The sequence below is a fragment of the Segatella paludivivens DSM 17968 = JCM 13650 genome (assembly GCF_000373185.1).
Taxonomy (GTDB): Bacteria; Bacteroidota; Bacteroidia; order Bacteroidales; family Bacteroidaceae; genus Prevotella; species Prevotella paludivivens.
The window spans coordinates 156,715-170,848 of record NZ_KB890660.1; the positions used below are offsets into that span (position 1 = coordinate 156,715).

9 protein-coding genes are annotated in these 14,134 nt (G+C 36.2%); 5 read left to right on the top strand and 4 right to left on the bottom strand.

The features are described from left to right. Nucleotides 1-16: 16 nt before the first annotated feature. The 3 genes from B045_RS0110650 to B045_RS0110660 all read right to left on the bottom strand — a co-directional run bounded on the left by B045_RS0110650 (nucleotide 17) and on the right by B045_RS0110660 (nucleotide 2,645). Entirely contained in the window at nucleotides 17-1,606 is a 1,590-nt protein-coding gene (locus tag B045_RS0110650; RefSeq protein WP_018464251.1) for an RluA family pseudouridine synthase, read from the bottom strand. Nucleotides 1,607-1,612: 6 nt separating this feature from the next. Continuing rightward, nucleotides 1,613-2,284 (bottom strand): Crp/Fnr family transcriptional regulator, encoded by a 672-nt coding sequence (locus B045_RS0110655; protein ID WP_018464252.1) that lies wholly within the window; start codon nucleotides 2,282-2,284, stop codon nucleotides 1,613-1,615. A gap of 64 nt (nucleotides 2,285-2,348) precedes the next feature. Beyond that, nucleotides 2,349-2,645, bottom strand: a complete 297-nt coding sequence (locus B045_RS0110660; RefSeq protein ID WP_018464253.1) for a nitrous oxide-stimulated promoter family protein — start codon at nucleotides 2,643-2,645, stop codon at nucleotides 2,349-2,351. Between the two features lie 128 nt (nucleotides 2,646-2,773). Here B045_RS0110660 and B045_RS0110665 point away from each other — a divergent pair, with 128 nt between their 5' ends. The 4 genes from B045_RS0110665 (at nucleotide 2,774) to B045_RS0110680 (ending at nucleotide 11,571) form a co-directional block, all read left to right on the top strand. Continuing rightward, on the top strand, nucleotides 2,774-4,537 hold the full coding sequence (locus B045_RS0110665; RefSeq protein WP_018464254.1) for a 1-deoxy-D-xylulose-5-phosphate synthase: 1,764 nt from the start codon (nucleotides 2,774-2,776) through the stop codon (nucleotides 4,535-4,537). Between the two features lie 521 nt (nucleotides 4,538-5,058). Beyond that, entirely contained in the window at nucleotides 5,059-6,156 is a 1,098-nt protein-coding gene (locus B045_RS0110670; protein WP_018464255.1) for an SGNH/GDSL hydrolase family protein, read from the top strand. Nucleotides 6,157-6,326: 170 nt separating this feature from the next. Next, nucleotides 6,327-9,485 (top strand): SusC/RagA family TonB-linked outer membrane protein, encoded by a 3,159-nt coding sequence (locus B045_RS0110675; protein ID WP_025884279.1) that lies wholly within the window; start codon nucleotides 6,327-6,329, stop codon nucleotides 9,483-9,485. A 19-nt stretch (nucleotides 9,486-9,504) separates the two neighbouring features. Then, nucleotides 9,505-11,571 (top strand): RagB/SusD family nutrient uptake outer membrane protein, encoded by a 2,067-nt coding sequence (locus tag B045_RS0110680; RefSeq protein ID WP_025884281.1) that lies wholly within the window; start codon nucleotides 9,505-9,507, stop codon nucleotides 11,569-11,571. Nucleotides 11,572-11,685: 114 nt separating this feature from the next. Here B045_RS0110680 and B045_RS0110685 read toward each other — a convergent pair whose 3' ends face one another. Next, on the bottom strand, nucleotides 11,686-12,834 hold the full coding sequence (locus B045_RS0110685; RefSeq protein ID WP_018464258.1) for an acyltransferase family protein: 1,149 nt from the start codon (nucleotides 12,832-12,834) through the stop codon (nucleotides 11,686-11,688). A gap of 115 nt (nucleotides 12,835-12,949) precedes the next feature. On the opposite strand from B045_RS0110685, the gene B045_RS0110690 reads away from it, so the two are divergent. Then, complete coding sequence (locus B045_RS0110690; RefSeq protein WP_018464259.1) at nucleotides 12,950-13,786, top strand: AraC family transcriptional regulator; 837 nt, start codon at nucleotides 12,950-12,952, stop codon at nucleotides 13,784-13,786. Nucleotides 13,787-14,134 lie beyond the last annotated feature (348 nt).

The window sequence follows — 14,134 nt, forward strand, 5'->3', positions numbered from 1 at the left end:
AAGAAGCCTATGATGCTTAAAATTCAGCTTTGTAGAAGAAGGTAACTTCTTTTTTTGTGGTAGGATGTATAAAGGTCAGTTCTTCTGCATGCAGATATAATCGTTTGTCTTTTTTCCCGTATAGTTCGTCCCCTTTTATTGGGTTTGCTAGTCCTTCATTGTGAGCGCAATGCATGCGCAACTGGTGTGTTCTGCCAGTTTGCGGATACAGCTCCACTCGGTCAGCCTCCGTGAAGTGGTATTTTGTTATAGCTTCTTTTCCGTTGATATAATCAACGAGTTGTCTCGGACGGTCGTTTATATCAGGTCTCAATGGGAGAGATATTGTTCCGTCTTTGTCCTTGGTGTGCGGTGTACTTAGACATGCTACGTATTTCTTGTGAACTTTATGCTGTTTAAACTGCCTTTGAATGTCAAGATATGCATTCATCGTACGTGCAATGATTAGCAGACCGCTCGTCGCCATGTCTAGGCGATGTACGATAAGTGGACTATCAGCATTGTCTTTATATCTGCTTCTCATGATACTATACACGCTTTGTCTATTGCTTTTTCCTGGAACACTTAGCATTCCTGCTGGTTTGTTCACGATTGCAATATCTTCGTCCTCGTAAATAATTTCTAATGTTCTACTGTCTTCGCTATCTAAAGGATTAGGTTCTACATCTATGCCTTGGAGCATCCAGTTTAATATAGGCTTACATTTATTGTTGCATGCAGGATAGAAATGCAGATGATGGCGTATTTCTTCTTTTGGACTCTTTCCCCACCAGAACATTGCCATACTTATAGGCCGCATATTGTGTGAAAAAGAATATTGTAGCATTTTCGGTTCACAGCATTCTCCGCTTCCTGCTGGTGGAATTGTATGTAGTTCGTTATAATTATAGAATATGTCAATAAGGTCTTTTTGTTCGCCATTGGCATTCTGCATAATGAATTGCTTGAAAAGCCAACGTTGCAGGTAATCGCTTTTTTGGCGACGCTGTTGCTTTAATATATTTATCTCATTGTTTATGTTGTCAACAATGGCTTGTTTTTCAGCTATCAGTGATGAATATCTTTTCTTAATTCTATGCAGTTCAGCCTTCATGAATTGTGATTGGTGAATCATTTCCTGTGTCAAAGGTTTGTCATCAGGACGTTCTGCCTTCACCTTTTTTATATACTCTTTATATTTTTCTGTTTCAAGTTTTGCTTCATTGCATGTTGATTGTAATTCCTCTATCGCATTTCTTTTTCCAACACTGTTTTCACGTGATGTTATTTCCTTGTTAATGGATGATATCTCTGCTTCATGTTGCTTGAAATATCCGTCATGTTGCAAATAGTCAAATACGGCTGGAACATAACCTTCCCAGTCACTGCGCCCACATATCTGACCGCTATAGCCAGCAATGAATCCTAATTCTTTTTTATTTTCCACAATTAGGACACCAAACATCTTACCTTGTTCTATTTCCGAGCGAAATTCTGCATCGGCATTCTCAATCCAATTTCTAACCTTGTCAACTGCTTTTAAGCATAGTTGGTCAGGTTCGTAATAAAATGGATTGTTAAATCTATCAGGTATAGTATTTGGAGTATTCTCGAATTTGTGGAACATTTGATATTATCTTAGTTTTTCTCTATTTAGTATTTCAATAGTTTTTCCATCAATGCTTATAGCACCCTCTTTTTCAAAGGCACTTAAAACTCTTAGAAGTGAAAACTTCTGTATCCCAAATGAGTCTGCTATTTCCTGTCGACTGCGATGCAGGTGTATGGTGTTCGAATTTTGTTCTCCTGCGCGTTCCAAAAGAAGATATGCTACTTTTTCTCGGATAGTGAAAAGACTTAGCACTTTCATTTTGTGAGTAAGAAAAACATCAATATCAGAAAGTGAGCGAATAAAATTCATACGTATAGTCTCGTCTGTATCAATAAGTCTTTTCAATGTTTCCGGAGACATTCGCAATATTGTTACCTCTGTGTCGGTCTCAACGCTCACAGGCATATCTCTTTTATGTGAGAATATAAATGCGGGGGCAATAATATCACCTTCACTAAGCTGACTTACTTCAACTTGTTTTCCACTCAATGAAACCAATCGACATAAAAGTATTCCGCTTACTACGATGTCAGCGTATTTACACGGCATTCCTGCGAGTGTGTATACATCCCGTTTTGCATATTTTACTAATTTGTAGTTTGAACTGCCAAGTGTCAGTTCAATACTTATGTCGTTCATTCCTTCAAATAAAGGGCATTTATGCAATGCATGTAATACTTTGTCGTTTATCATCCTAATCAGATTTAATATGTATCTGCAAATATAATAAAGAAAAATGAAATTTGCAAGAAAGTTTTTATTTACCTAGCAGATGTTTTATAGCAGCTATAGGCTTATAAAAAAGCATTCTAGGTCCAGCCCATCTCATAACTATTCTTATTTGTTCGCGCATTTCTGGCTTATAACAATGTACAGGACAATTCTTACATGCCATTTTGTTTTCACCCCATTTGCATTTATCAAGACGCAGACAGCAATAGTCTATCAATTTTTGATATTGCTCGTCTGGTTTTGGCATGTTTAGTTTGTGGCGACAATATAAAGTTACCATCTGCCTGATCGTATTTTTATCTTTCTCAATCTTTTTTCCCATTCTGCAAAGGTAATATAATAAGGTGGAAATACAAAAACGTATTTTTGGTAAATTAATCAGTAATTTGGTTATTATGTATTTCGATTATTTGAAATACCTTTGCATCCGTAAGAATATAATTGATAGATATGTATATAGAAAAAATTAATAGTCCTAAAGATCTGAAGAGTCTTAGCATTGAACAACTAAAAGTTGTAGCTGATGAAGTTCGTGCAGGAGTTCTTAATCGTGTAAGTAATCATGGTGGACATGTTGGACCTAATTTGGGCTTTACCGAAGCCACAGTTGCTCTGCATTATGTTTTTAATGCTCCTGAAGATAAATTCGTTTTTGATATCAGTCACCAAAGTTATCCTCATAAGATGCTTACAGGACGTGCAAAAGGATTTCTTGATGTTAGTGATATGGATGCAATTTCTGGGTATTCTTCTCCACTTGAAAATCCAGAGTATGATAATTTCGAAATAGGTCATACATCAACATCGGTAGCTCTTGCTTCGGGGTTACAGAAAGCTCGTGATATAATGGGTGGAACAGAAAACGTTATTGCTGTAATCGGAGATGGATCACTCTCTGGTGGTGAGGCTTTTGAAGGCTTGGATACAGCAAGCGAAATTGGAACCAACATTATTGTCGTGGTTAATGATAATGAAATGAGCATTGTCGAAAACCATGGCGGTCTTTATAAGAACTTGAAACTGTTGCGTGAGTCCAACGGTCAGGCTGAGTTGAATTTCTTTAAGGCAATGGGGTATGATTATATGTATGTCGAAGATGGTAATGATATATCTAAACTTGTTGAGACATTCAAAAAGGTGAAGGATATTGATCATCCAATAGTAGTACATATACATACAGAAAAAGGTCATGGGTATAAACCTGCTGTTGAAAATAAGGAAAATTGGCATTGGAGTATGCCTTTCAATATAGAAGATGGTAGTTTAAAGAATCCTAGTGGTGGAGAAAATATTTCTTCGATGCTTGGTGATTGGCTACTTGAAGAAATGAAGCGTGATGAAAAACTTGTTGTCATAGCAGCAGGCGTACCAAGATGTTACGGATATGATAAGCAGAAAAGAGAACAAGCTGGTAAGCAGTTTATTGATGTTGGTATTGCTGAAGAGGAAGCTGTTGCTTTGGCTTCTGGTATGGCAAAGCGAGGAGCGCATCCTGTGTTCAGTGATTTTGCTACATTTTTTCAGCGTACTTACGATCAGCTGTGCCAAGATTTAGCTGTGAATGGTAATCCTGCCGTATTTAATGTTCTTGGAGCAACAATATATGGAATGAACGATTTCACTCATATTTGTTTCTTTGATATTCCAATGATAAGTCATATACCTAATCTGCATTATCTTGCACCGACAAGTTATGAGGAACTTATTGCTATGGAGAAATGGGCTATTAATCAGGATAAATACAGTATTGCAATTCGTGTGCCTGAAGGACCTGTTGTTCATAGTTGTGAGGAGTATGACACTGACTATAGCGATCTGAATAAATTTAAGATGGCACATCGTGGCGAGAAAATAGCTATTATCGCTGTTGGCAACTTCTTTCAAAAAGGAGAAAAAATAAGACAGTCTCTTGCTAATGACGGAATAGATGCTACTCTTATTAATCCTCGTTATCTCTCTGGAGTGGATGAGAATATGCTTGATGGACTGAAAAAAGACCACCAGATTGTGGTTACTATTGAGGATGGTAGTCTTGATGGTGGATTTGGAGAACGTATTTCACGTTTCTATGGTCCTACAATAATGAAAGTTCTGAGCTTCGGAATTAAGAAAGCACTTTATGATCGTTATGATGCAAATAAGCTGTTGCATGATAACAATCTTACAGATGAGCAAATTTTAGTTAGTGTTAAATCAGTTTTGAATAATTATTAATAAAAAATGATAGTTTGGCATTTAAATGCTTGCTATAAGCCGTCTTAAACCACATGCCGAAAGGCTTGTGGCTTTTTTATTCCTTTTTTTATAAATAATTATTCGAATAAAGTTTGGAGCTTTAAATATATTTTTATACCTTTGCGATGCATAAAAGAAGGAAGAAGCTTTGATGAAAATGGAATTATTTGGCTTATAAATATTTGGCATTAGTTTTTATTGCCAGAGATATAAATGAAACATTATTTTTTGTTTTGAAAACGACTCATAAACTTGATATTAAAAATATACATGGTGGAATAATCGTGTGAATGTGCATTCTATGTTGTAAAGATAAAATGTTTAAATGTCTATTGTAGACTTTAATAATTTACATGCATATCGAATGATAAAAGAATTTTATTTACTTGAGTCAATTTAAGTATGGGGCGTATTGCAGCTGTGAAGCTGGTACGCCTTTTCTATTTCCACAATATTATCATCCAGCAAACGTTATATAATTGATTTTATAATAATTTAATATGAAAAAGCAAATTATATGGTCTTTAATTTTTTGTGCGACATTTAGTGTTGCGCATGCCGCACGTATTAATTTCAACAAACTTTTTAATAGCGGTATTTCTTATACAGGTAGAACTATCTCTGATACAAAGGGAAATGTAAGCTATGATTGGATTGGCACGTACTTGCAAACAGACTTTACCGGTGGGTCAATAGCTGTTGATATAGCTGAGGCTGATACCAGTTATCACAATGTTTTCATTGATGGGCAGCTTTTGAAAAAAATCAAAGTTTATGGCAAACAGCCTCATACAGTGGTTCTTGCAGAGAATCTTTCAAAGGGCATGCATCGTCTACGTTTGCAGAAATGCACTGAGGGGCAATATGGCATGACGACAGTATGTGGATTGTATCTTGCTAATGGTGGCTTAACATATAAAGTGCCAGCAAAAAAAAGATTTATAGAAGTATATGGTGATTCTTATACATGTGGATATGGTACAGAGGGCTTGAAATATAATGAACATTTTAAGTTGTCTACCGAAAATTGCAATAAGGCTTATGGATGTATCATAGCCCGATATTTTGATGCGGATTATGCACTAGTAGCTCATAGCGGACAAGGGATGGTGCGTGATTGGGCGGATAAGAATCAGATGTCAGGTATTAATATGTATATTCGCCATGACAAAGTGATGGATCAGCATGATAGCACTAAGTATTCATTTGATTCATACAAACCAAGTCTTGTTATGATAAATCTTGGTACTAATGATTTTTCACCAACCGCAATTCCTACAGACGAACAATATGTTGGACAATACCTGAAGTTAATAGCAAGTTTACGCAAACATTATGGTAATGTTCCAATATTATGCATCACCCCACATTCTGCTACTCGTTATCTTAGTGCAGCTTTGCAGTTATTGAAAGAGCATGTTGCTGACGACAAGAATGTTCACATGGCTAATTCTTTAGCAAATATTATAGTTGATGATACCGATTTGGGTTCCGATTGGCATCCTAATTACATAGGGCAACGCAAGATTGCCATGACTCTTATTCCTCAGATATCAGCAATAATGGGATGGCAGTTGAGTGAGGATGTTGTAAAATAACAAAAGATACATTAATTACAAAGGAGCACATTTGTGCTCCTTTTTTTATTTACTGATATCAAAAATTATAGCTTAAAAATCAAAAAACTGTGTAAAGGAAAAAATGTTAAACATATCTTTGTAACATAATAGTCTATTATAACAATATCTAATTAAACCTAAAAAATAACATGAAAAAAAACATGAGTGTTTTTGTAAAAAATCATTTGGATAATTTCCAAAGGTTATCGTTTTTTATTTTGTTCATGCTCTTCGCTATAGGAGCATTTGCGCAAAATAAAATTACAGGAATCGTGACTGATATAACAGGTGAACCTGTTATTGGTGCAAGTGTTGTGGTGCGGGGAACGACTAATGGTTCTATTACCGATCTAAATGGTAATTTCTCTATCATAAATGCACCTCAGAATGCTACTTTGGTAGTGTCGTACATAGGATATGAGACACAAACTATTGTTACAAATGGTCGTCACGAATTGAAAGTTTCTTTGGCTGAAGATAAAAAAACTTTGGAAGAAGTTGTCGTTGTTGGTTATGGTGTTCAGAAAAAAAGTGATGTTACTGGTGCTTTGAGTCGTATCGGACAAACAGAATTGAATGCTATGCCTGTGAAAGATGCTTTACAAGCTATGCAAGGTAAAACAGCTGGTGTGGATATTACTACAAATCAGCGTCCTGGTGAAACTGGTGGTATTAGTATACGCGGTGTACGTTCATTAAATGCTGATCAAGGACCATTGTATGTTGTTGATGGAATGATTATTCAGAATGGAGGTATTGAAAACTTAAATCCACAGGATATTGAGTCTATAGATGTATTGAAAGATGCTTCTGCTACTGCTATTTATGGTTCACGTGGTGCTAATGGTGTTATTTTGGTTACTACAAAGCATGGACGTAATGGTAAAGCTGTCATTAGTTATTCTGGATCTGTTACTGTTGAAAATATGTATGACGTGACTCATATGATGAATACTGGAGAATGGATAGCTTATGCACGTCAGGCCAAAATGAATCAAATTAGTAAAACAGGACAGAATTTGTATGGTTCTGATACTCCGTCTTATAATGCGGATAAAGCCATTTGGGGATCTATTGGTGCTTCTTGGGCTAATATTGAGGCTGGGTGGTCGGCTGATCATACTACTTGGAATGGTGATGATGCTAGTACTTATGATTGGACAAAATATGGTAAGCAGACCGGTGTTTCCACGGAACATACGCTTAGCGTAGCTGGTGGTACAGATAAAATACAAGCTTATGGTTCATTCGGCTTCTTGCGTCAGGAAAGTACCCAGCCTGGTCAGTTGTATAAACGCTATACTGCAAAGGTAAGTGTAGATGCAACTCCTCAGAATTGGTTCAAAATGGGTGCTAATATTAACGCTGCTTTTGGTGATCAAGAGTATGGATATAACTTTACTAAATCAGTTACTGGTTCTGGAGATTATTACTCAGCTTTAAAATCAATGTTACCTTGGACTGTGCCTTATGACGATAATGGATTATATATTCGAAATCCGGCAGCTGGCGATGTAAATATCATTAATCCTATTAATGAGTTGCAATATACGGAGAATAATCGTCAGCAGCTTACATTAAATGGCAGTTTCTATGCAGAGCTTAATGCTGGCGAAATGTGGAAACCACTTACAGGACTTCGATTTCGTACCCAGTTTGGACCTGAATTTAGATATTATCGTGATGGTATTGCTTATGCTGCCGATGGCATAAATGGTGATGGTAATAATACTGCTAGTTATAATACGAATCAAACTCGTAGTTGGACTTGGGATAACTTGGTCTACTATGATCGTACAATTGCACAAAATCACAAAATAAATCTAACATTGCTCCAATCATCTTCTGATTATCATTATGAGCTAGGAGATATGAAAGCTATAGGCACTGCTACAACAGACGAAAAATGGTTTAATTTGTTTTCTGCAGGTAAATTGAACTCTTTCGGTACTGGACTTACAGAGAAACAGTTGGAATCTTATATGGCACGTTTTAACTATAGTTATAAAGATAAATACTTGCTCACAGCTTCAGTTCGTCGTGATGGTGCGTCACAGTTAGCTGAAGGTCATAAATGGGCTAATTTCCCTTCTCTGGCTCTTGGATGGCGCATTGATCAGGAAAATTTTATGAAAGGTATAACTTGGATTGACGGTTTGAAACTTCGTCTTGGATATGGTGTTACAGGCAATGCAGCAATATCTCCTTATGGAACTAAGGGAGCTATTACAACTCTTTATTATAATTATGGTAATACAGATTCTTCTATTGGTTATGTTGCATCTGATCCGTCACAATCAAGTCCTGCAAAAATGGCTAATTCTAATTTAGGTTGGGAGCGTACTTCACAATATAATTTTGGATTGGATTATAGTTTCCTTAAAAATAGAATTACTGGTAGTTTTGATATATATAGTACAAGAACTAATGATCTGCTTATGGATATGTCAATTCCTTCTCTCACAGGCTATACTTCAACTTATGCAAATGTTGGCAAGACCAAAGGATGGGGTATTGATTTTCAGTTGAATACTATTAATATCATGACTAAGGATTTTCATTGGATGACAAACATCACATATTCTATGGATAGAAGTGAAATTAGTGAACTTGCTAATGGGGTCACTGAGGATTTAAACAATGGATGGTTTGTTGGAAGACAAATTGGAATTGTAGGTTATGATTATGTCTATGATGGTATATGGAAAACGTCTGAGGCTGCAGAAGCTGCTAAGTATAATCGGAAACCAGGACAAATCAAAGTAAAAGATTTGGATGGTGATGGTAAAATTGATGCAACGCATGATCGTTGCATACGTGGTTATCTACGTCCTAAATGGAGTGGAGGTATGACAAACACATTTACTTACAAAGACTTTGAACTATCATTCTTCATGTATGCGCGTTGGGGATTCATGGTACGTACTGGTGCGCTTACTCTTGATGGACGCTATGCACAGAGAAAAATAGATTATTGGGTTGCCAATACCAATGAGGATGCCGAGTATTATGCTCCTGGTTCAAATGGCGAGGCTGCCGATACTTATAGTTCTTCAATGAATTACCATGATGGTTCGTTTATAAAGATGCGTAATATTAGTTTTGGCTACAATGTTCCTAAAAGATACCTTGATAAGTTGGGTATTGGCGCACTAAAGTTATATGTGCAGGCATTAAATCCTTTTATGATTTATCATAGAATTAAATATCTTGATACAGATTTGTCAAGCTATGACAATAATACTGTTACTTCGGGATCTGGGGTCTCTACACGCTCTTGGGCATTTGGCTTGAATTTAAGTTTCTAACTCAAAATTAAAGAATACAATGAAAAATAATATATATTTATTAGCATTTATGGCAGCTTCGACATTAGGGCTTGCTACATCTTGTAGTAGTGATTTCTTAGATGAAAAGCTTACTACACAATATAGTACTGATCATTTTAAGACTCAGTCTGGATTAGACGAGTTGTCTATAGGTACATACCAGAAATTGAAGTTTCAGTTTAATTATACATGGGGAATAAAGGCTTTTAATTGGGGCGTTGATGAATTTACAGATGCTAATAATTCTGGTCCAGACTATAATAATTATGGCGAGACTTTAAATTCTACTAATACAGAAGTAAATTCCCCTATATGGGATAATTATTTCAGTGGTATCGAATCTGCTAATACAATGATAGCTAACATACCTCAATATTATGATAAGTCTGACGCAAATTACAATACACGTCTTGGAGAGGGATATTTCTTCCGTGGATTTTACTATTATAGATTAGTACAGCAATATGGTGGAGTTCCTTTAAAATTGCAACCATCTGCAGGTGTAGAGACATCTTTTACCCGTGCTTCAGAAGATGCTTGTTTTGCTCAAATTATATCTGACTTGGAACAAGCTTATAATTTATTGCCAACAAAACAGGATGGTACGGGAAAATTGACAAAATGGGCTGCTGCACATTTTCTTGCTGCTGTTCATCTTGCACGTGCAAGTGAATTATATTCTTCATGGAATAAAGACTATGTATCTTCAGATCTAGACGCGGTTATAAAATATGGTAAGGAGGTTGTTACTGCATGCCCTATTTGTTCAAATTATGTGGATTTATGGAATTACACTAAGGCAAATGATGTAAATGAAAAAGTTAGCGAAGTTGTTCTTGCAGCACAGTTCTCTGATGATCAAAATACATGGGGACGTTATGGAAATCAGATGCATCTTTATTATCCAGCTGTTTATCAGGATATGTCAGGTACAAAACGTGATATTTCAGGAGATCGTGAATTCTGTTACGCACGTTCTACTAATTACACAATGGATGTCTTTGACCGTGTAAACGACTCTCGCTTTTGGAAATCATTTACTACATGTTATGGTTGTAATAGCAGTTCTGATGCCCCAGTATGGAATGCTGCTGCCATCGCAGCTGGCGTTTGCCCATCTGGTGCTGCAGCCAATACAAAAAGATTTATAGGAGGTCAGGTCGCTACAAAGTATATTGTAAATAATGCAGGTGATAACAGATATGTAAAATATGGAACGGCAGAGGCTGATGTCCTAAAAAAAGGAGTGTTGGATGCAACACATACTTTCGTACGTTATTTTAAAGATGAAAAAAACTCTTGGCTTGATGCTCATGGAAATGAAGGATATTATGGCGCCCAGAAGCGTTTTGTTGCTTTGAGTAAGTTTCGCGATGGATATCGCATAGCAATAGCTTCTCAGTTTGGTACACGTGATGCGATAATAGCCCGTAGTGCTGAAGATGCTCTTATGGTTGCTGAGGCTTACATCAGGCAGGGCGAAAGTCATTATGATGATGCCCTTACCTACATAAATATGTTGCGTGACCGTGCTGGATATGCTTCAGGTGAAGATCGTGCAGTAAATGTTGATGGAGGTCAGGCTTATAAGAATAATGCTTATTGTAAGGATAAGGGTGGTGGCTATTCTGCTGATGGTGCAATTTTCTCAAGTGAGAATACATATTACGAATCTAATAATATTAGTGCCACAACAGAATCTACAAAGAGTGCAATGCATTTGAATAGTGTAAGTGATGTATATAACTCTGTTGTTGATAGTCCAATATATCAAGCTTTAGGTTGTACGACAAACGCTCAGAAGATGCTGTGTTTTTTACTAGATGAGCGTACTCGTGAATTGTGTGGAGAAAGTTTACGTTGGTATGATCTTGTACGTACAAAAACTCTAGAGGCACGTTGGAATGCATTCAATGATGGCTCTGTTCGTGGAGTCGGTAAATTTGATGCAGCTAAGCATTATTATCGTCCTATTCCTCAGACATTCTTAAACTCGATTACAAATGCTAATGGTGTTTCTCTTTCTGATGATGAAAAACAAGCTATGCAAAATCCTGGATATTAATGTTGATTATAAATGAGAAATTACTGCATCTTATTGGATGCAGTAATTTTTTTATCTATCTACAGACTGTGCAGATATAGTCTTGTAGTACTTCTCTGATAATATTGTATGGCGTTATTTCATAAGCCAGTTCTTTTTCAGCCAGTTGCGTATTGGTATATCATATAGTTTGAGACATGCGTATGCTACAGCTATAGCCATTACAAATACTGATATACTTACAAAAATATGTGCTCCCAATGGGGCATCTGGATGATTGTGCATCCATGCTACTTGTAGGTAGACTAATGGGTAGTGAATGATGTATAAAGGATATGATATTTCTCCAAAAAACTTACATACGGTAACTGATCTACCTGAGACATTACTGCCTGCTCCCATTAATACAATTAAGGGGAACAGAACTATAATTGTTGTTGATTCATATATTCCATTCATCCACATCTTGTCTGTGCCTCCTATTCTAGGCATCACTAATAGTGCTGCAATAAGTAATGAACACCACCAGAATCCAGCTCTTACCTTTATCAGTTTGTTGATACGTGATAGTAGCAGACCGGCAAAAAATGGATATAGTAGGCGAGATGCTCCTATACATATTTGGTCGGGGGTTAAACTCCATCCTCCAATTACTGTATATGCAGCATAATTGCGAGCTTGAAGTACATTTAAAACATCCCAGTTCATTGTTAAATTTAATGTGAGGAATGCTGCAAAAACCAAGAATATAGCTAGCATCGTCTTCGAAAAATGACGTATGATAGTTGCATATAGAATGTTAGCTACATACTCCCATTGAAGAGACCAAGCTGGACCGTTCAAAGGATTTGTTTCTCCCCATCCTCGTATATCCATCTTCGTTGTGGCAGGTAGCATAGTGAAAGCAAACAACATTATCATTATCAACTCTTGCCATGATGTTTTGCTGATAAGTGGAAATCCTGAGCAGTCACTGAAATAGAACAATAAGGCACCTAAAGCTGTACCCATTATGACCATAGGGTGTAGACGTACAAGACGTCGTTTGAAAAATCCCCATGTTGTCATTTTGTTCCATCGGTCGTCATAAGCATAACCGATAACAAATCCTGACAGAACGAAAAAGAAATCTACAGCTAGATAACCATGATTCAATATCTGAAAAACTGGCCCTTTTGAATAAGTCTCAAACAAATGGAATGCTACTACGATCATTGCCGCAACACCGCGTAGTCCGTCTAGTATTTCATATCGTGGCTTTGATGCCAAATAAGTTGATGCCATAATTGATTGTTTAATTTGTGTCGGCAAAATTATAAGAAATAAAAATCATATAATTGTATTATTGTTTATTAGAATTGTCTTATATTTGCATCTCGTATTATAATACCAACTACATATGAATGACAACATCTTACATTCTTTTTCTTACAACGATGTTCATATTGCTCCTAAGAATCAAATTGATTTGCACCAGCAATCTACATGGGAATTATCTTATGTATCTCTGGGCTCAGGGATGCGAGCTATAGGTGATAAGACCGAGATGTTTAATTCTGGAGATGTTGTCCTTATACCTCCAGAAATACCTCATTGTTGGTCATTTAATGATTCTGAAACTGATATAAATGGTCATATAGCAAATATAACTGTAACTTTTGATGATATTTTCTTGAATAAATGTGATTCTACATTTCCTGAAATGTCTGCTGTGATAATGAAGATACGTGAGAATGTTGATGCTGTTAAATTCGGTAAGAGAAAAGCTGATATAATCATATCTATTTTAAATGGCATGAAGAAAGAAAATAATGCAGAGAAATTAGCTTCGCTAATAAGGCTCCTTAGTGTTTTGTCTGATGATAAGGATATTTATATTGTAGGACATAATAATAAAATTGATGCTAGAGAGTATCAGCTTAATCTAATAAAAACTTTTGTGCTATGTAATTTCTATAGGTCAATAACGATTGATGATGTAGCTCGCAATGTGAATATGAACCGTACTTCGTTTTGCCGTTTCTTTAAGAATAATATGGGAATGTCGTTTGTGAATTACCTCAATGATTATCGAATCGCAAAGGCATGTGAATTGCTTAAGAAGTCTGACCTTAACATTTCACAGGTCTGCTACAAGTCGGGTTTCAATGATATTCCATATTTCTGTCGTGTGTTTCGTCGCTTTAAAAGTATGTCTCCAGGTAAATATCGAATAACGAATAAAGTATCTACATGAAAGTGATATTAGCAAATGATTGGCAGAAAAACAATATGTTAATCTTAATTCAGTTTTGTTGTACTAGAAGTCTATATATATTATGTTCGTGCACGTGCGCGCACTTGTAATTTTTGGAAATTCCAAGCGTCTAAGTGTCTAATCCTTGACCTTCAGATATTTAGACTGTCTTTTCTCAATATCCATGCGTCGTTCAAACTGCGGAGAATTATTGAGCAACAAAAAACCGCTTTTTTCATGATTACTTTTTTTTTATATGAAAAAGCCACTTTTTTTGCAGTATAGAATCAGCTCCAAATTCGTGCGATTTTGCGTTTCTATATAGAAACGCATGAATTTCCGTCATTT